We start from the raw sequence: 17,199 nt of genomic DNA, 5'->3' as shown, positions 1-17,199 counted from the left end.
GATCTCGTTCTCGACTCGTCTCGGAGCGGCTGGCCGGATTCGAACCGGCGACCTTCACCATGGCGAGGTGACGCGCTGCCAGGCTGCGCCACAACCGCGATACCGTGCGCCGCTCCGCGGCGCCGACGCGTAGGCCGTACGGGATTCGAACCCGTGACCTCCCGGGTGAGAACCGGGTGAGCTTCCGCTGCTCCAACGGCCCGTGCCCGGGCGGGCGACCCCCTGACCCGCCCGGTGCCGGGGCCACGGACGACAAAGCCGCCCGGACCCCGGCGGGGTGGGCGGCTGCGCGTGCACGCGGGCGCGTCAGTCGCGCCGCCTCCCCCGATACCGGCCCCCCACGAACCGGCCCCGACCCAGAGCTTTCTCCCCCGTGGACAGCCAGGCACCGCCGTGCGGCGCGAGCCGCGTGGCTCGGGTGTTGGTGCGTGGCGACACGACGTACTCCCTGGGGCCGATCTGTTGACCTTGCGGGAACGACGGTAGGCGGACCGCGCGGGGCCTGCAATCGGTATTACCGGCTACCGTCGCGAACGTGGCCCTGATGCGTGTCGACTTCTACTCCGAGGTGCTCACCCTCAGCACCTCGATGACCGTGATCCTGCCGCAGCGCACCTCGTCGCAGATCGGCATGTCCGGCGGCGCGACCGCCGGCGACCCCCCGGTGCTCTACCTGCTGCACGGGCTCACCGACGACGACACGATCTGGCTGCGCCGCACCTCCATCGAGCGGTACGTGGCACCGCTCGGACTGGCCGTGGTGATGCCCCAGGTCGCCCGGAGCTTCTACACCGACGAGGCGCACGGCAACCGGTACTGGACCTTCCTCAGCGAGGAACTGCCGCAGCTGTGCCACTCCTTCTTCCGGATCTCGCAACGCCGGGAGGACACATTCGTCGCCGGTCTGTCGATGGGCGGCTACGGCGCGGTGAAGTGGGCGCTGCGCGACCCGGGGCGGTTCGCGGCGGCGGCGACCCTCTCCGGGGCCCTCGACCTCGCCCACCGCCGGCAGCACCCGACCCATCCGATCAACCCGGAGGTCTGGCACACCGTCTTCGGCGGCCGCACCATCGCCGGTACGGACGACGACACCATCGCACTGCTGGACCGGGTGGGCGAGGAGGACGCGGAACCTCCCGCGCTCTACGTCGCCTGCGGCACGGAGGACTTCCTGTACGAGGACAACCAGCACTTCGTCGCCGCCGCCCGGGAGCGGGGTGTGCCGCTCACCGTCGACTTCTCTCCAGGCGACCACGACTGGGGTAGCCATCTGGTGTCGTCCTGGCGCTCTCCGGCGATCGGTGGTGACTCTGGTGCTCAGTAGCGGGTGAGATGGCGTTTTCGAGTTGCTCGGTGACGGCTGGGTGGTGATCTCGTTGCGGCAACGGCCGGGGTGGGATGCAGACGCGAGCGTGGTCGTCGGACTGTTTCCACGAGTGGTTTTTGTGTCGGTCGTCATCGTTATGGTGGCCGTCGTGCGGGTGATCCAGGCGTACCGATTCGCTCTCGACCTGACGCCGATGCAGCGGCGGGCGGTGCTGGCGCATGTCGGGGCGGTGCGGGTCGCGCACAATTGGGCGCTTGCCTGGGTGAAAGCGGTGATGGATCAGCGGGCGGCGGAACGCTCCTACGGCGTCCCGGATAGCGAGCTCACTCCGGCTGTGGGGTGGTCGCTGCCGGCGTTGCGTCGGGAATGGAATGTGGCGAAAAATGGTGTGGCGCCGTGGTGGCGGGAGTGTTCGAAGGAAGCGTTCAACACCGGCCTGGACGCGTTGGCGCGGGGGTTGAGGGCCTGGGCTGACTCCCGATCCGGGAAACGGGCGGGTCGGCGGGTGGGGTTTCCGCGGTTCAAGTCCCGCCGCCGCTCCACGCCCAGCGTCCGGTTTACCACCGGTGTGATTCGGGTTGAGTCGGATCGCAAGCATGTGGTGTTGCCCAGGTTGGGTCGGTTGAAGTTGCACGAGTCGGCGCGGAAACTGGCCCGCCGCCTCGAGAATGGCAGCGCGCGGATCATGTCCGCCACCGTGCGCCGCGACGGTGGCCGCTGGCACGTGTCGTTCACCGTTGAAGTTGATCGCGCCGACCGCGTACCGGCCCGGCCGGGCTCGACGGTCGGGGTGGATGTCGGCATCACGCATCTGGCCGTATTGTCGACCGGCGAACTGATACCCAACCCGCGCCACCTCGACGAGGCACAATGCCGATTACGGATCCTGGGGCGGCGACTGTCACGCCGGCAAGGACCGGACCGGCGCACCGGTCAGCGCCCGTCGAACCGGTGGCAGCGCGCCCGCGCCCAGCTGGGTCGGGCGCATGCACGGGTGGCGAACCTACGCTCCGACGGGCTGCACAAACTCACCACCCGACTGGCCCGGGAACACGGCACGATTGTGGCCGAAGACCTGCACGTCGCCGGGATGCTGCGTAACCGGCGGCTTGCCCGGCGGATCGCTGATGCCGGGTTCGCCGAACTCCGCCGCCAGCTCGCCTACAAGACGGAATGGAACCGTGGACGGTTGATCATCGCCGACCGTTGGTGTCCGTCCAGCAAGACCTGCTCAGGCTGTGGCGCGGTGAAAACCAAACTCGCCCTGTCCGAGCGGACCTACCACTGCATCGCCTGCGGCCTGAGCCTCGACCGGGACCTCAACGCCGCATACAACCTGGCCGCCCTCGCGGCCGAGCACGATACCGCCGGGAGTGGCCCGGTGGCAGGACGTGGAGCCAACCGTAAGACCCGCCTCGGCGGGCCGCTGGCTGTGAAACGTCAACCCGGCACCGCACCCGCGGATCAGACCGGGACCGTCCCACCGCAAGGCGGGACTATCCCACAGACGCTCATCTAAGCGCACTGAGGGGAAACGGTTACTGGGACACGAAGATTCAGGACGTGCTCACCTGGCTGCCGTTGCCGGGAACCAGCACGGCTCGAGATGCCCGGACGCGCGTCCCGCACGCGCCGTCGCGTCCCTGCCCGGCGGGGCGGCGCGGAGGCCCACCGGTCAGGCCCCGACGGTGCCGTCGATCGCCTCGCGCAGCAGGTCGGCGTGCCCGTTGTGGCGCGCGTACTCGTGGATGAGGTGCAGCATCACCAGCCGCAGCGACACGTCCTCGCCCCAACGGGCGTTGTGGGCGGTGACGTCCAGCGACTCCGCCGCCCGCTCGATCCGCCGGGAGTGCTCGACCTCCCGCTGCCAGGCGGCGAACGCCTCCGCCCGGGTCGACGAGCCGGCGTCGTACGCCACCTGGTAGTCGCCGCTGTCCGACCAGACCAGCGGGATGTCCTCGGCGTTGATGACCTTCCGGAACCAGGTCCGCTCGACCTCGGCCATGTGCCGGACCAGCCCGAGCAGGGAGAGCGTCGAGGGTGGCGACGACTGCCGCCGCAACTCCTCGTCGCTGAGCCCGTCGCACTTCATGGCCAGCGTCGCCCGGTGGTAGTCGAGGAACGCCCGCAGCGTCTCCCGCTCCCCGCCGGTCAACGGCGGCCCGATCCGCTCCGTCGTCACTGCCCGCTCCCCTCTCCGTGGCGCCCGCGCCGGCACGAGCCGCAGGCTGCGCCGGTACGCGCCGGAGAGGATCATGCCCGACCCGCCGGCGGGCCGCTCACCCGACCGACGAGCGGGCCACCGGGGCGTCGAAGAAGGTGTCTGGATACGGCTCGTCCGCGAAGCTGTAGTGCCACCACTCGCCGGGGTAGTTGACGAACCCGGCGTCGGTCATCAGCCGTTCGAGCAGCATCCGGTTCGCGCGAGCCGTGCCGCTGATGCCCGGTGCGGCCGTCCGCGCCAGCGGGTCGAAACAGTCGAAGCCGGTCCCCATGTCGATGCTGTTGTCCGGGAAACGCTGGGCGGGCGGTGCGGTGCAGGACACCAGCGGCTGGCCGGGCCTGAACGGCGGCTGGTCGGCGGGCGGCTCGGTAACCAGCGTCAGGTCCATCGTGCTGCCCCGGCTGTGCGCGGTGGGCGCGCCGATGTACCCCTCCGCGAACAGCCGGGACTTGTCCACGTGCGGGTAGAACTCGGCCTTGCTCTGCTGCTCGCCGGGGCGCTTGGACCATGCGACGAAGTCGTTAACGGCCGGCACCGGGCGGTAGCAGTCGTACACCTTGAGGCTGTGCCCACCGGCCAGGGCGGCGTCCTGCACCCGGCGCAGCGCCTCCGCCGCCCGCCGGGTCAGCAGGCACAGCGGCTCCAGGTAGCCGGTGATGGGCCGACCGACGAAGTTGTGCGGGGTGGCGTACCGGATGTCGGTGCGGATGCGCGGATCGACGTCGCCGAGCACCACGAAGCCGGGCAGCCGCGGCCGGCCGGTGGCGGACGCGGACGGCGAGACGTTGCTCGGGTGCGGGCTGGTCGGCGAGGGCTGCGGAGCCGGGGGAGTCGGCGCGGGCCGCGGCTCCGACCGGGTACAACCGGCGAGCAGCACGCCGACCGTGATCAGTGCGGTGGTGACCCGGGCCGAGCGTCGGCGCGAACGATGCCGGCTCGTCGAACGGCCGCACCACACCGCACCTGACCTGCGCACCCGTCCTGTCTATCAGCCTCCGCCGGCTCCCGGTGCGAGGTCGGGGTCGTCTGCCAGGTGCTTTCCGAGGAACCGCAACGCCGCTTCGTCGTCCTCGATGCCACCCGCCTCGTGGCCGTTGTAGCGCCACAGCGACAACTCGGTCGGCCCGGCATGCGCGTTGACGGCCGCGAACACCGTCGACGGCGGCACGATGTCGTCCATCAACGCCACCGAGTACCGCGCCGGGAGGCGGCAGCGCCGGGCGAAGTTGACCCCGTCGACGTACGCCAGCGTGCTCAGTACCCGATCCTCGGCGTCCCGGTGGACGGCCAGGTAGTCACGCACCTCCCGGTACGGGCGGGCGTCGGTGACCACGACGGCGCGCGGGATGTCGCAGAGGAACGGCACCGCGGCGACGACCGCCCGCAGGTCGGGCACGAGCGCGCCGACCGCGAGAGCCAGGCCACCGCCCTGGCTGTGCCCGAGCACCGCGACCCGCTCCGGGTCGACCGTCGGCAGGGTCCGGGCGGCGTCGACCGCCCGGACCGCGTCGGTGATCAGACGCCGGTAGTAGTACGTGCGCGGATCGGTGACGCCCCGGGTCATCACGCCGGGCGCCTCCGGGCCCGCCGCGGCGGGGTCGGGAGTGTCCCCCCGGCTCCACCCCGAGCCCTGCCCGCGGGTGTCCATCTGCAGGTGCGCGTACCCGGCCGCGGCCCAGAGCAGGTTCTCCAGCGGGTGACCGCGCCCGCCGCCGTAGCCGGCGTACTGCACGACGGCCGGCAGGGCCGCCCCGGCGCCGCTGGGCACCCGCAGCCAGGCCCGGACGGGCTGGCCGGCGAAGCCGGGAAGCGTCACGTCGTACACGTCGATGCCGGCCAGGTCGGTCGGCGCCGGCTCGACCCGCACGTCGGAGCCCGCCGACCGGGCCTCGGCCAACGTGTCCGCCCAGAACCGGTCGAAGTCCTCCGGGTTCCGCACACCGCTGCGGTAGGCGCGCAACTGCTCCTCGGGCAGGTCGGTGTACACCCGGTCAGCCCTCGACCGGCGTGACCGTGAAGCCCGGATGCATCCGCCTGGTGTGGTCGACGTACCGGGCCGGCCCGCGCAGTTCGACCGGCGCCACCAGCCGCGCGTCGGTGCTCGACGCCGCCAGCCGCAGCTCCAGCCCGCCCGGCTCGACCACCCGCCGCCCGTCCCGTCCGGTGAACGAGAACAGGTCGGCCGGCACGGTCACCGCGATCCGGCACGAGGCACCCGGTTCGAGGGACACCCGCTGGTAGCCGATCAGCCGCTGCACCGGCTGCACCACCGACGCGACCGGGTCGTGCGCGTACAGCTGCACCACCTCGCTGCCCCACCGGTCGCCGGCGTTGCGCAGCGTGAAGCTCAGCGCCAACTCGCCGTCGGTCTGGGCCACCCTGCGGTCGACCACCAGCTGCGACCAGTCGAACCGGGTGTAGCTGAGTCCGTGCCCGAACCCGTACGCCGGGCTCGGGTCGAGGTTGGAGACGTCGCTGGCCTGCCCGAGCCGGGCGGTGAGGTACGGGCCGGGCTGCGCGTACGGCCGGCGGGGCACACTGATCGGCAGCCGCCCCCGCGGCTCGACCCGGCCGCTGAGCACCCCGGCGATCGCCGGCGTCCCCTCCTCACCGGGGAAGAAGGACTGCACGACGGCGGCGGCCTCGTCGACCGCGCGCCCCAGCGCGTACGGCCGGCCGGCGATCATAGTGACGACCACCGGCGTGCCGGTGTCGAGCAGCGCGTCGAGCAGTTGCCCCTGTACGCCGGGCAGGGCCAGCGACTCGGCGTCGCAGCCCTCGCCGCTGGTGCCGCGGCCGAACAGCCCGGCCCGGTCGCCGAGGGCGGCGATCACCAGGTCCGCGCCACGGGCGGCCCGGACGGCCGCCGCGATCCCGTCGGTCTCGGGGCCGTCGATGCTCACCCCGGTCTCGACCACGACGGTGCTGGACGGGAACTCGGCGCGTACCGCCTGCGCCAGGGTCGGCAGCTCGATCCCGACCGGCACCTCCGGGTGGCGGGGACCGACGTGCAGCGGGAAGGAGTAGCAGCCGAGCACTGCGGTGGGGTTCTCCGCCTGTGGCCCGATCACCGCGATCCGCGCGGGCGCGGCCAGCGGCAGGATGCCCTCGTTGCGCAGCAGCACCACCGCTTCCTCGGCCACCTGCCTGGCCAGCGCCCGGTTGCCCGGTGAGTCCAGGTCGACGCGACCGCGTAGCGTCTCCGGGTCGCTGAGGTCGACGCCGTCGAGTGCCGGCGGCACCGGAGACCACCCGGCGTCCAGGAGCCCGAGCTGGCCCTTCTGCAACAGCACCCGGCGCACCGCCCGGTCGATCAGCGCCTCCGGCACGTCGGCGGCGGCGAGCGCCGCGCGCAACGGCTCACCGAACGTCTTGACCGTGGGCAGCTCGACGTCCACTCCGGCGGCGAGTGCCGCACCGGCGGCCTCGCCCCAGCTGCCGGCCACCCCGTGCAGGGCGTGCAGGAACGCGATGCCGAAGTAGTCGGCGACCACCGTGCCGGTGAAGCCCCAGGTGTCCCGGAGCAGGCCGGTGAGCAGCTGCTCGTCGGCGGCCGACGGTATCCCGTCGGTGTCGGTGTAGGCGTGCATCACCGAGCGGACGTCGCTCTCCCGGACCGCCATCTCGAACGGCAGCAGCATCACGTCGGCGCGCTCCCGGGGACCCATGGCGACCGGCGCGTGGTTACGTGCGGCCCGGGAGGCGGAGTAGCCCGCGAAGTGCTTGAGGGTGGCGACCACCCCCGCGGACTCCAACCCCTGGACGTACGCGGTGGCGACCGTCCCGACCAGGTAGGGATCTTCGCCGACGGTCTCCTCGACCCGTCCCCACCGGGCGTCGCGGACCACGTCGAGCACCGGCGCGAGCCCCTGGTGCACGCCGACGCGGCGCAGGTCGGCGCCGATGGCGGCGGCCATCCGCCGGATCAGCTCCGGGTCGAAGGTGGCTCCCCAGGACAGCGGCACCGGGTAGGCGGTGGCACCCCAGGTGGCGAAGCCGGCCAGACACTCCTCGTGCGCCAGGGCCGGGATGCCGAACCGGTTCGCCTCGACGATGCGCTGCTGGGTCCGCAGCAGCGAGAGCGCGCCGAGCGCCGGGTCCACCGGCGCGGTACCGAACGGTCGGGTCAGCTGACCGAGACCGGTGGGCAGCAGCGCGTCGAGGTCGACCGCTTCCTCCATCTCGTGCTGGTACGGCGCGACCTCGCCGCCGTCGGCGGAGGCGCCGACCCAGACGCCGTACAGCTGAGCGATCTTCTCCGGGAGGCTCATCGCGGCGACCAGGGCGTCGACGCGGGTGGCCAGGTCGTACGACGGGTCGTTCCAGATGGCGGTGCTTGCTTCGATGTCCACGGTCACTTGTCGGTCACTTTCCTCCGACGCCCATCGGCCCGGGCAGCGCCCGGTGGGCGTACAGGTAGACGGTTGTGCTGTGTCTTCTCCGCTGCGGCTCCCAGGGCTGCCGCTCAGCCCTTGACCGCCCCTTGCAGGCCGCCGACGATCTGCTTCTCGGCGAAGGTGAAGAAGAGAAGTGCCGGCAACATCGCCAGCGACGTGAAGGCGAGGATTCCGGCGGTGTCGGAGGTGTACTGGCTCGAGAAGTTCTGCACACCCAGCGGCAGGGTGTGCAGGTCGGCATCGCCGAGGACGAGCAGTGGCAGGAGGAACGCGTTCCAGCTGGCCACGAACGCGAGGACCCCGACGGTGACGAGCGCCGGCCGCGACAGCGGCAGCATGATGCGCCAGAGGAAGCCCAGCCGGCCGGCGCCGTCGATGGCGGCGGCGTCCTCCAGTTCGCGGGGGACGGCGGACAGGAAGGGGCGCAGGATGACGATCGTGAGCGGCAGCGCGAAGGCGATCTGCGGAAGGATCACCGCGTAGTAGGAGTTGATGAGGGTCAGGTCGCGCAGCATCAGGTACAGCGGCAGGATCGCCGCGCCGGAGGGGAAGAGCAGGCCGAGGGTGAAGAAGGTGTAGAGGCCCTCACGCCCGCGGAAGGTGTAACGGGCGAGCACGAACGCCGCGCAGACGCCGAGCACCACGACACCGACCGTGGTACCCACGGCGATCACCGCGCTGTTGAACGCCTGCTTCCAGAAGTCGCTCTGCGTCAGCACCCGGGCGTAGTTGTCCCAGACCCACGGGTCTGGCAGGCCGGCCGGGTCGGCGATGATCTGCGGGGTGGTGCGGAAACCGCCGATGATCACGTAGACCACCGGGGCGATCGACACCGCCGCGACCGCGAGGGCCAGCGCGTACGTGAGCGGGGTGCTCCACGCCACGGGGCGTCGGGTCACGGACGGGGACTGAGCGGAATCAACGGCCACTGTCAGTTCACCCTTCCGGTGACGGCACCCTCGATGTCACGGCGGAGCAGGAACCGTTGGAACAGCAGCGCCACGACGAACGAGATGACGAACAGGATCACGGCGACCGCGTTGCCGTAGCCCCACAACCGGGCGAAGAAGCCGTTGTCCACCATGTACGTGGCCATGGTGGCCGAGGCGCCGAGCGACCGCACCGCGGGTACCGAGGTCACCCAGATGACCTCGAACGCCTGCAGGGAACCGATCATCGAGAGGAACATCCAGATCCGGAACGTCGGCCCCAGCAGTGGGAGCATGACGTGACGCTGGGTCTGCCACCAGCTCGCCCCGTCGATCGCGGCGGCCTCCGTCAGCTCCGGCGGCACGTTCGACAGGCCGGCGAGCAGCAGGATGATGGCGAAACCGACGTACTTCCAGGTGAGCACGAACAGCATCGTCCAGATGACGATGTCGAGGTCGGCGAGCCACGCCCGCACCAGGCTGCCCAGCCCCAGCGACCGCATCAGCGCGTCGACCGTCCCGTTGTCGGTCAGCAGCAGCTTCCACATGATGCCGGCGGTGACCTCGGCGAGCACGTAGGGCACGAAGACGATCAGGCGGAACACGGCGCGGCCCCGGAAACGTCGGTTCAGCAGCAGGGCCACGGCCAGCGCGATGGGCCCCTGGACGACCAGCGAACCGACCACGATGATGGCGTTGTTGCGCAGCGCGTCGAGGAAGATCGGGTCCTGGAAGGCGAGCACGTAGTTGTCGAATCCGACGTAGTCGGTCGGCGGTCCGATCCCACGCCAGCGGAACAGGCTGTAGTAGACCGCGAATCCCATCGGGACCAACACGAACATCACGTAGACGATGACCGCGGGCAGGGTGAGCCCGACGATCTCGTACCACTTGCGCCGGGTCTGCGCGGCGCGGACGGACGAGCGCCTGGAGGGCCGGAGTCCCGCCGGCGGCGCGTCCGCACCGCCGACGGGGCTCAGGGTCGGGTTGGTGGAGGTCACCTCTTCGCAGCCGCCTTCATCGCGGAGACGACCTGCTCAGGGGTGCCGTTGCCGGCGAAGATCGCGACCACCGCGTTGTTCATCGCGGTGCCGACGGTGCTGCCGAAGGCCGTGTCCAGCCATAGCTGCACGTAGGACGCGCCGGAGGTGGCCTCCAGGATGGACTTCAACGCGGGGTCCTTGACCGCGTCTGCGGCGGCCTTCCTGACGGGCAGACCGGTACCGGTGTCGGCGTACCCCTTCTGCACCTCGGGGCTCACGAGGTACTTGAGGAACTCGACGCACTCGGCCGGGGCGTTCTTGGCGCAGGCGAATCCGTCGCCGCCGCCGAGGGCCGACTTCGGGTCGCCGGCGGAACCGGAGATCGCCGGTACGGGGAACCAGCCGATGAACTTGCCGAGCGCCTCCCGGTCCTCGGCGACGGTGTCCAGGGTCCCCCGGTTCCAGTCGCCCATGAGTTCCATCGCGGCCTTGCCGTTGGCCAGCAGGCCGTTGGCGCTGGTCGGGTCGTTCTGCCCCGGGGTGGCGATGAAGTTCGGCTGGAACGGGTTGGTGCCGATGAAGGTCTTGAGATCCTGGCCCGCCTTGACGAAGCAGGGGTCGTCGAAGACGAGTTCGGTGGACGCCTTCTTGAGCGTGTCGACCGAGCAGGCGCGCAACGCGAAGTTGTACCACCAGTGCGCGGCGGGCCACTTGTCACCGGCGCCCAGCGCGATCGGGATGACGTTGATGGCCTTGAGCTTGGTGACCGCGTCGTTGAGCTCGTCGAAGGTGGCCGGCGGCGCGGCGATGCCCGCCTTCGCGAACATCTCCTTGTTGTACCAGACACCCTCGACGCCCATCCGGTACGGCAGCCCGTACTGCTTGCCGTCCACCTGCCAGATCTCGGTGGCGCTACCGATGTCGGCGGCCTCCGTCTTGACCTGCTCGGTGATGTCCTTCAGGTAATCGGCCTCCACCTGCTCCCGCATCTCACCGCCACCCCACGCCTGGAAGATGTCCGGCGGGTCGTTGCTGAGCAGCGCGGCAGGCAGTCGGGTGCGCTGGAGCTGGTTGGTCTCGATCGACTCGATCTGGACCTTGACGGTCGGGTGGAGCGCGGAGAAGTCCTTGGCGACCTTCTCCCAGTAGGTCTTCAGAGGCCCGTCCTGCGAGGCGTTGTGCCACCAGGTCAGAGTCACCGGGTTCTTGTAGAGCTCGCTCTCGGCAGGGGCTTCGCTGTCGCCGCCGTTACACCCGGCGACGAGCAGTGCGGTGGTAAGGAACAGCGCCAGGCCGGCGGCCGCGCGGTGCTTCATCGCCATCGACACGTCTCCTCGACTAGCAGTGGCGGGAATCAGTGCGGCGAGTTTTACAGCCCCGTAACCGAGTGTCAACCGTTGTCGATAACGGTTTCGAAACCCTGACGAGGAACTCTGGGCGGCCCTCTATCATCGTCGGCGTGACCTTCCCGGAGCGTGTCAAAATGTCGGACGTGGCCCGTACGGCCGGCGTCTCGGTGGCTACCGTGTCGAAGGTCGTCAACAATCGGTACGGCGTGGCACAGGCGACCGTGGAGCGCGTACGACAGGTCATCCACCAGCTCGGCTACGAGGCCAGCCTGGGGGCGCAGAGCCTGCGCAGTCACCGCACGAACGTCCTGGGCATCCTGGTCGCCGAGTTCGAACCGTTCTCGACCGAGCTGCTCAAGGGAGCCTCCAAGGAGGTCAGCGGCACCGGCTACCAGCTGCTGGCCTACTCCGGCGGCGACGGTGACGGCACGGCCATCGGCTGGGAACGGCGCTCCCTGGCCCGCCTGTCCGGGACGCTCATCGACGGGGCCGTGATCGTCACACCGACCGTCGTCGAAACCAAACAGGGCTTCCACGTGGTGGCCGTCGACCCGCACACCGGCCCCTCCGGCCTGCCCACCGTCGACTCCGACAACTTCGCCGGCGCCGTACTCGCGACCAACTACCTGCTGTCGCTCGGTCACCGCCGCATCGCGCACATCAGCGGACGCCCCGACCTCGAGTCGGCCCGTCTGCGCGAGGCGGGCTTCCGCAGGGCGATGGCCGACGCCGGCGTGCCGGTGGACGAGGAACTCGTCCGCGTCGGTGGTTTCCGGATCGAGAGCGCCGCCGCCACGGCCGCGGAACTGCTCGCCCTCCCGGACCGGCCGACCGCCGTCTTCGCGGGAAACGACCTCTCCGCCATCTCCACTGTGGATGTGGCACGGAGCGCCGGCCTCAACGTGCCCGACGACCTGTCCGTCATGGGCTTCGACAACATCCCGGAGTCGGCGCTCGTCAACCCGCCGCTGACCACCATCGCGCAGCCCCTGCAGCGGATGGGCGCCGAGGCGCTGCGGCTGCTCATCGACCTGATCGGTGGCGTCGAACGCGACCCGCACGTCCGGCTGCCCACCGAGCTGGTCGTCCGCGCGTCCTGCGCTCCAGCGCCCTCGTGTCCACGGCCGGGCCGGCCGTTCTCGTCCTAGGGCGTGGTTTTGGGGCGCAGGTCCCCGGCTCAGCCCGGCGGATGGACGCGGTTCAGGAAGTCCCGAGCCAGGGCCACGATCTCGTCGAGATTCGTCTCCAGCGCCCAGTGCCCGCCGTCGAGCAGGTGCAGCTCGGCGTCGGGCAGGTCCCGCAGGTACGCCCGCGCCGCGCCCGCCGGCATGTAACCGTCGTGCGGTCCCCAGACGATCAGCGTGGGCGGCCGATGCTCCCGCAGGTACGTCTGGATACGCGGAAAGTCGGTGAGCGTGCCGGCCTGGTCGGTGAAGAGTCCGACGATGATCTCCGGACGTGGGGGCGTACGCAGCTGCGCCCAGGCGAGCGTCCACAGGTCGGGGCTGACCCGCTCGACCAACCGCTCGGGTAGCTCCCCGACGAACTCGTCGCGGAACCCCTCCTCGCTGACGTTGCCGGCCAGCTCCGCTCGTCCCTGCGGCGTCGGGTTCGCCCAGTACCGCCGCAGCGGCGCGTACTTCGGACCGAACTCGTCGAGGTAGACGTCCCCGTTCTGCACGATCAGCGCGGCAACCCGCTCCGGTGCCGACATGGCGAGCCGGAAGCCGTGCTGCGAGCCGTAGTCGTGCAGGTAGATCGCGTACCGGTGCAGGTTCAGGGTGTCCGCGAAGCAGCGCAGGAAGCGCCCGTATCCGGCGAAGGTGTAGTCGAAGTCCGCCGGGTCGGGCGTCGTGCTGTAGCCGAAGCCCGGCAGGTCCGGCGCGACCAGCCGCCACCGATCGCCGAGATCGGCCATCAGGTTGCGGAACTGGAACGACGAGCAGGGGTAGCCGTGCGGCAGCAGGACGACCGGAGCGTGCGGCGGCCCGGCCTCCCGGTAGAACACCTCGACGCCGTCCACGAGGACCCGCCGATGCTCGACGTGCGCCGCCATCCCCACCCCCTCGCCAACGGCAAGGGTGATCCCCGCTCAGACGCGGGTCATGCCGGGCGACGCACCGGTGGGGGACCCCTGCCCTGTCGCGCCGAGCTCCCCCACCTGCACGGGTGCTCAGTGGTGCTGCCGTACGGCCTTGCGGATCTCCACGGGCAGTGCCGGCGCGCCGTCGACCGGGGCCGGGTCCTCCTCGGTCGAAGCCACTCCCCCGGCCGCGATCCGATCGAGCGTGGCGAGCCCGGCCGCGTCCACCGAGCCGAAGACCGTGTAGCTGGGCCGCAGCGCCGAGTCGGCGTACACCAGGAAGAACTGGCTGCCGTTGGTGTCCGGGCCGGCGTTGGCCATCGCGAGCGTGCCCCGGGCGTAGACCCGCCGCTCGCCCGTCGGGTCGGTCGGCGCGGGAGGCAGATCGGCCGGCAGTTCGTCGCGGTAGCGGTAACCCGGCCCGCCCGAACCGGTGCCGGACGGGTCGCCGCACTGCAGGACGCTCAGCGTCGGGTACGCGGTCAGCCGGTGGCACGGCGTCCGGTCGTAGAAGCGGTGCCGGGTGAGGTGCAGGAAGCTCTGCACCGTGCAGGGTGCCGCCGCCCGGTCCAGGGTCAGTCCGATCGGCCCGTGGTTGGTGTCGAGCGTGACCCGCACCTGACCCTCACCCGGCGTACGGCGGCGGTCGGGAGGCAGCGGGACCGGCCGCACGGCCGGGTCGTCCGGCGTCGCCGTGTAGCCGCACGGCCCCGGCGTCGTACGCGGACCGCCGGGCACGGCGGCCGGCACGACAGCGGCGCCGGTCGCTGTCGTACGCAGAACTCCGGGCGCGGCGGTGGCGCCGGTGGCGGTGGCGGGCGCGGCGACCGCGGCGGTGGCGCCGGCGGCGACCATCGCGCCGCCGAGCAGGGCCGTACCGGCGAGACGGGGCAGCGTACGCCACGCCCGACGCGGGGCGGGGACGGGCAACGGTCGAGGTTCACGCGACACGGGCATCCTCCTGGACTCGTGGTGCCGGAGCGACCGGAGCCTATGGACATCCGTCGTCGGTTGTCGATCCGTGCCGCCACCCCGGTGAGTCGCCCGGTCCGCTCGGAAGCCGCGCACCACACCGGGCGAGCCCGCCGCTCAACCTCGCTCAGGAGGCGTTCCGGCGCGCCGTGCGGCGGCGCCATGACAGGCCGGTCAGCAGAATGACGGTCGCCGCGGCGACGAGCGCACCCACCGACCACGACTTCGACATCCCGCCGCCGACCGGGCCGCTCGCGGCGGCCGGCCGCGCCTCCGCGGCGGCCGCGGGCGGGGTCGGATCCGGCGCGGGCGTCGCCGACAGCTCCCCCGGCTCGACCAGCCGGCCCACCGTTGCCGTCCGGGGCAGCGAGAAGCCCCAGTCCAGCAGTGCCGCGCCCTGCTCCCAACCGCGCTTCGGTTGGGACTCGGCGCCGAGCAGCGTGGCGACCAGGCGACGGCCGTCGCGTTCGGCCGCGCCCACATACGTGTGCCGGGCCAGATCGGTGAAGCCGGTCTTGCCGCCCAACGCCCCCGGATAGTTGTAGATGAGCTGATTCTCGTTCTGGATCTGGAAGCCCTTCGTCCGCTGCGCCGGCTGGGCGGGAATCCGGGCCACCTCGGTCAGCGCGTACCGCCGGAAGGTCGGGTCGGCGAAGCAGGCCCGGGCGATCAGCGCCAGGTCGTAGGCGCTGGTGAACTGCCCTCGCCCGTCCAGTCCGGAGGGGGTGACCGCGTGGGTCTGAAGCGCGCCGAGGCGATGCGCGTACGCGTTCATCTGGCGTACCCCACCGGCCGCGCCGTCGACGCCCCCGCCGAGCCGCGCCAGCACGTTGGCCGCCTCGTTGCCGGAGTTGAGCAGTAGCCCGAGCCAGACCGTCTCGACGGTGTACCGGCCACCCTCGACGAGGCCGACGGCAGAGGACCCGGGCTCGATGTCCATGTCCTCGTCGGTGACCGTGACCACCTGCTTCGGATCCAGCCGGGGCAGCATCGTCGCAGCGAGAAGCAGCTTCTGCACACTCGCCGGGGTGCCGTACTCGTGCGGGCCGCAGCCGCCCAGCACCTGACCGGTGTCCAGGTCGGCGACGAGCCACGAGGTGGCGGTCATCTTGGGCGGCGCAGGGGCCTCGGGCGGTACGACGAGCCCCGTGGTGGCCAGCGCCGCACCCCCGACAGCGCGGTCCCGCGCGACACCCGGCGGCGGAGAGGGACGCGCGGGCCGGGAGGCCGCCGGCGCCCGCGGGCACGGCGCGGCCGGTGCCGCACCCGCCTGGGCGGCACGCCCGGCGCGGGCGGCGGCGGGCGGTGCCGCCGGGGCAGGGACAGCGACGCCGACGGTGAGCAGGGCGGCGGTCGCCGTGGTGGCCAGCAGCCGATCTCTCATGTCAGCACCCTAATCCCGAAAACAGGCAAACCGGGGCTGGACGGACAGCGTCTTCCCGCTGGGCGGAACCGAAGATGGACCGCGTAGCCCTGCTCACTGCACGCCGAGCGAGCCTCGCTGCTGCAGGTTCGTACAAAGCCGCGAAGGCGCCACTCCGGAGGTGCTCACCTAAACCCTGCGCCTGGGGCAGCCACTCAACACGCTGTCCGGCGGTGACAGGCGCATGAGCTGTCCGGCGGCACCGTGCGGCGCTGTCACCCGAGGTGGCGCAGCCACCGTCGCTGCCAGGGCGTCTCCACCGCCCGGGGCCGGTAGTTGGCGCGTACCCAGTCGACCACCTGCCCGGCGGGCATACCGTCGAGCACTGCGAGCGCGGCCAGGGCAGTGCCGGTACGGCCTTGGCCGCCACGGCAGGCAACCTCCACACGCTCTCCGCCATGCGCGCGGCGCAGAGCCTCACCCAGGGCGTCCAACGCGTCGGCGCGGTCGACGGGGATCCAGAAGTCCGGCCAGCGGATCCGCCGGTGCGGCCACGCCGGGGTCGGACCAGGAGCCAGCAGCAGCGCGAAGTCCGCTGGGGACGCCGCATCGGCGATTCGCCGCCCGCGTACGACCGCACCGCTGGGCAGTACGACGACGCCGGGCTGCTCCGCCCAGGAGGACTCGACGCTCATCCCGGCATTCTGCCGTACCGCATCAGAGCATCACCGGTAACGACAGCGCCGCCTCCGACCAGACGGTCGAAGGCGGCGCTTAAGGTGCCGGTGTGCAGGTCGCCTCGCGGCGAGTGGCGCAACGCGGCTCCAGCCGAACGGTATTCCGCGAAGGCATTTATTAGGTGAGGCCCGGGGACACTGGTCACACCGACACCCCACACAACGTACCCGCGCCCGCGCTTCTTCCCACCTCCCGGAACCATTTCATGGCCGGCGGTACGTGCGAACCTTCGCGCCTTCACGGTCGCCACGAGCGGTAACCGTCCAAGATTCGTTGTCTGCGGCAGTTCCTCCGCTACGCCCGGCGCGCGGAGCGCCCGTTCCGCGCGTTCGGACCGTTCCCGTTTGCGGTGGATCCGCCCGCTGCCGGGGCGCGGCTCCCGCCAGGTGCGGGCGCGCCGCTGGGCAGTTCGGGCTGTGGCTGTGCCGCTGCTTGGCTCGGCTCGGCACGCGGGTGGATGCGCGCGTGGCGGGCTCGGGCTGTGGTGGGCCGCCGCGTCCGCCCGGGTTTGGCTGCACCGCTCTCTGGCTCCGCTCGCGCCGTGGGTGGATGCGCGGCCGACGGGCTCGGGCTGTGGCTGCGCCGCTGCGTCCGCTCGAGATTTGGCTGCACCGCTCTCTGGCTCCGCTCGGGCCGTGGGTGGATGCGTGGCCGCTGCTCGGCTCGGGCCGGGGGTTGGCCGGGTCTGGATACGCCGCCGGCCGGCACCCTCTCGGGGTGCCGGCCGGCGGTCAAGCTCGTGCTGTGTGGTTGTCAGCTGTTCCAGTACTGGCCGACGAGGTCGGCGGCCTGCTGCTCCCACTGGGCGTAGGCGTCCGGGTAGGCCGACACCTG

At 71.5% G+C, this 17,199-nt stretch carries 14 protein-coding genes and 2 tRNA genes; 3 read left to right on the top strand and 13 right to left on the bottom strand.

Going from position 1 to position 17,199, the window contains the following annotated elements:
• Positions 1-24: 24 nt before the first annotated feature.
• Together AB0F98_RS30970 and AB0F98_RS30965 are read right to left on the bottom strand one after the other, a co-directional pair.
• Positions 25-98 (bottom strand) — tRNA-Gly (locus tag AB0F98_RS30970).
• Between the two features lie 32 nt (positions 99-130).
• Positions 131-202, bottom strand: a tRNA-Glu gene (locus AB0F98_RS30965).
• Positions 203-535: 333 nt separating this feature from the next.
• Between AB0F98_RS30965 and AB0F98_RS30960 the strand changes: the two genes are divergently transcribed.
• Together AB0F98_RS30960 and tnpB are read left to right on the top strand one after the other, a co-directional pair.
• Positions 536-1,324: an alpha/beta hydrolase family protein gene (locus AB0F98_RS30960; protein ID WP_357742855.1), complete on the top strand. Its 789-nt coding sequence runs from the start codon at positions 536-538 to the stop codon at positions 1,322-1,324.
• A 40-nt stretch (positions 1,325-1,364) separates the two neighbouring features.
• Positions 1,365-2,846 carry an IS607 family element RNA-guided endonuclease TnpB gene (gene tnpB / locus AB0F98_RS30955; protein ID WP_357742852.1) on the top strand — a complete coding sequence of 494 codons (1,482 nt, stop codon included), beginning with the start codon at positions 1,365-1,367 and terminating at the stop codon, positions 2,844-2,846.
• Between the two features lie 156 nt (positions 2,847-3,002).
• Here the strand turns inward: tnpB and AB0F98_RS30950 are convergent, their stop codons facing one another.
• The 7 genes from AB0F98_RS30950 to AB0F98_RS30920 form a co-directional block, all read right to left on the bottom strand.
• Complete coding sequence (locus AB0F98_RS30950) at positions 3,003-3,509, bottom strand: DinB family protein (RefSeq protein WP_350793880.1); 507 nt, start codon at positions 3,507-3,509, stop codon at positions 3,003-3,005.
• Positions 3,510-3,606: 97 nt separating this feature from the next.
• Positions 3,607-4,443 carry a M15 family metallopeptidase gene (locus AB0F98_RS30945; protein ID WP_357742928.1) on the bottom strand — a complete coding sequence of 279 codons (837 nt, stop codon included), beginning with the start codon at positions 4,441-4,443 and terminating at the stop codon, positions 3,607-3,609.
• 96 nt (positions 4,444-4,539) lie between these two features.
• Positions 4,540-5,538, bottom strand: coding sequence for an acetylxylan esterase (locus tag AB0F98_RS30940; protein WP_357742849.1), 999 nt, complete (start codon positions 5,536-5,538; stop codon positions 4,540-4,542).
• A gap of 4 nt (positions 5,539-5,542) precedes the next feature.
• Entirely contained in the window at positions 5,543-7,903 is a 2,361-nt protein-coding gene (locus AB0F98_RS30935) for a glycoside hydrolase family 3 N-terminal domain-containing protein (protein ID WP_357742846.1), read from the bottom strand.
• A gap of 113 nt (positions 7,904-8,016) precedes the next feature.
• Positions 8,017-8,847 carry a carbohydrate ABC transporter permease gene (locus AB0F98_RS30930; protein ID WP_357742843.1) on the bottom strand — a complete coding sequence of 277 codons (831 nt, stop codon included), beginning with the start codon at positions 8,845-8,847 and terminating at the stop codon, positions 8,017-8,019.
• Between the two features lie 32 nt (positions 8,848-8,879).
• Entirely contained in the window at positions 8,880-9,878 is a 999-nt protein-coding gene (locus AB0F98_RS30925) for a sugar ABC transporter permease (protein ID WP_357742840.1), read from the bottom strand.
• The gene (locus AB0F98_RS30920; RefSeq protein WP_357742837.1) at positions 9,875-11,182 is read right to left on the bottom strand and encodes an extracellular solute-binding protein; all 1,308 of its coding nucleotides are present in this window, start codon (positions 11,180-11,182) and stop codon (positions 9,875-9,877) included. Before AB0F98_RS30920 ends, AB0F98_RS30925 begins: the two co-directional genes overlap by 4 nt.
• A gap of 137 nt (positions 11,183-11,319) precedes the next feature.
• Between AB0F98_RS30920 and AB0F98_RS30915 the strand changes: the two genes are divergently transcribed.
• Positions 11,320-12,357 (top strand): LacI family DNA-binding transcriptional regulator, encoded by a 1,038-nt coding sequence (locus tag AB0F98_RS30915; RefSeq protein WP_357742834.1) that lies wholly within the window; start codon positions 11,320-11,322, stop codon positions 12,355-12,357.
• A gap of 29 nt (positions 12,358-12,386) precedes the next feature.
• Here AB0F98_RS30915 and AB0F98_RS30910 read toward each other — a convergent pair whose 3' ends face one another.
• From AB0F98_RS30910 to AB0F98_RS30895, 4 genes are all read right to left on the bottom strand, one after another.
• Positions 12,387-13,265: an alpha/beta hydrolase gene (locus tag AB0F98_RS30910; protein WP_357742830.1), complete on the bottom strand. Its 879-nt coding sequence runs from the start codon at positions 13,263-13,265 to the stop codon at positions 12,387-12,389.
• Positions 13,266-13,382: 117 nt separating this feature from the next.
• On the bottom strand, positions 13,383-14,147 hold the full coding sequence (locus AB0F98_RS30905; protein ID WP_357742925.1) for a peptidylprolyl isomerase: 765 nt from the start codon (positions 14,145-14,147) through the stop codon (positions 13,383-13,385).
• Between the two features lie 244 nt (positions 14,148-14,391).
• A complete protein-coding gene (locus AB0F98_RS30900) occupies positions 14,392-15,648 on the bottom strand; it encodes a serine hydrolase (protein WP_357742827.1) in 1,257 nt (418 codons plus the stop codon).
• Between the two features lie 254 nt (positions 15,649-15,902).
• Positions 15,903-16,322 carry a protein-tyrosine phosphatase family protein gene (locus tag AB0F98_RS30895; protein WP_357742824.1) on the bottom strand — a complete coding sequence of 140 codons (420 nt, stop codon included), beginning with the start codon at positions 16,320-16,322 and terminating at the stop codon, positions 15,903-15,905.
• Positions 16,323-17,199: the final 877 nt, after the last annotated feature.

Source organism: Micromonospora sp. NPDC023737 (genome assembly GCF_040639715.1).
Lineage (GTDB): Bacteria > Actinomycetota > Actinomycetes > Mycobacteriales > Micromonosporaceae > Micromonospora.
This window is presented reverse-complemented; position numbering and strand designations above follow the sequence as displayed.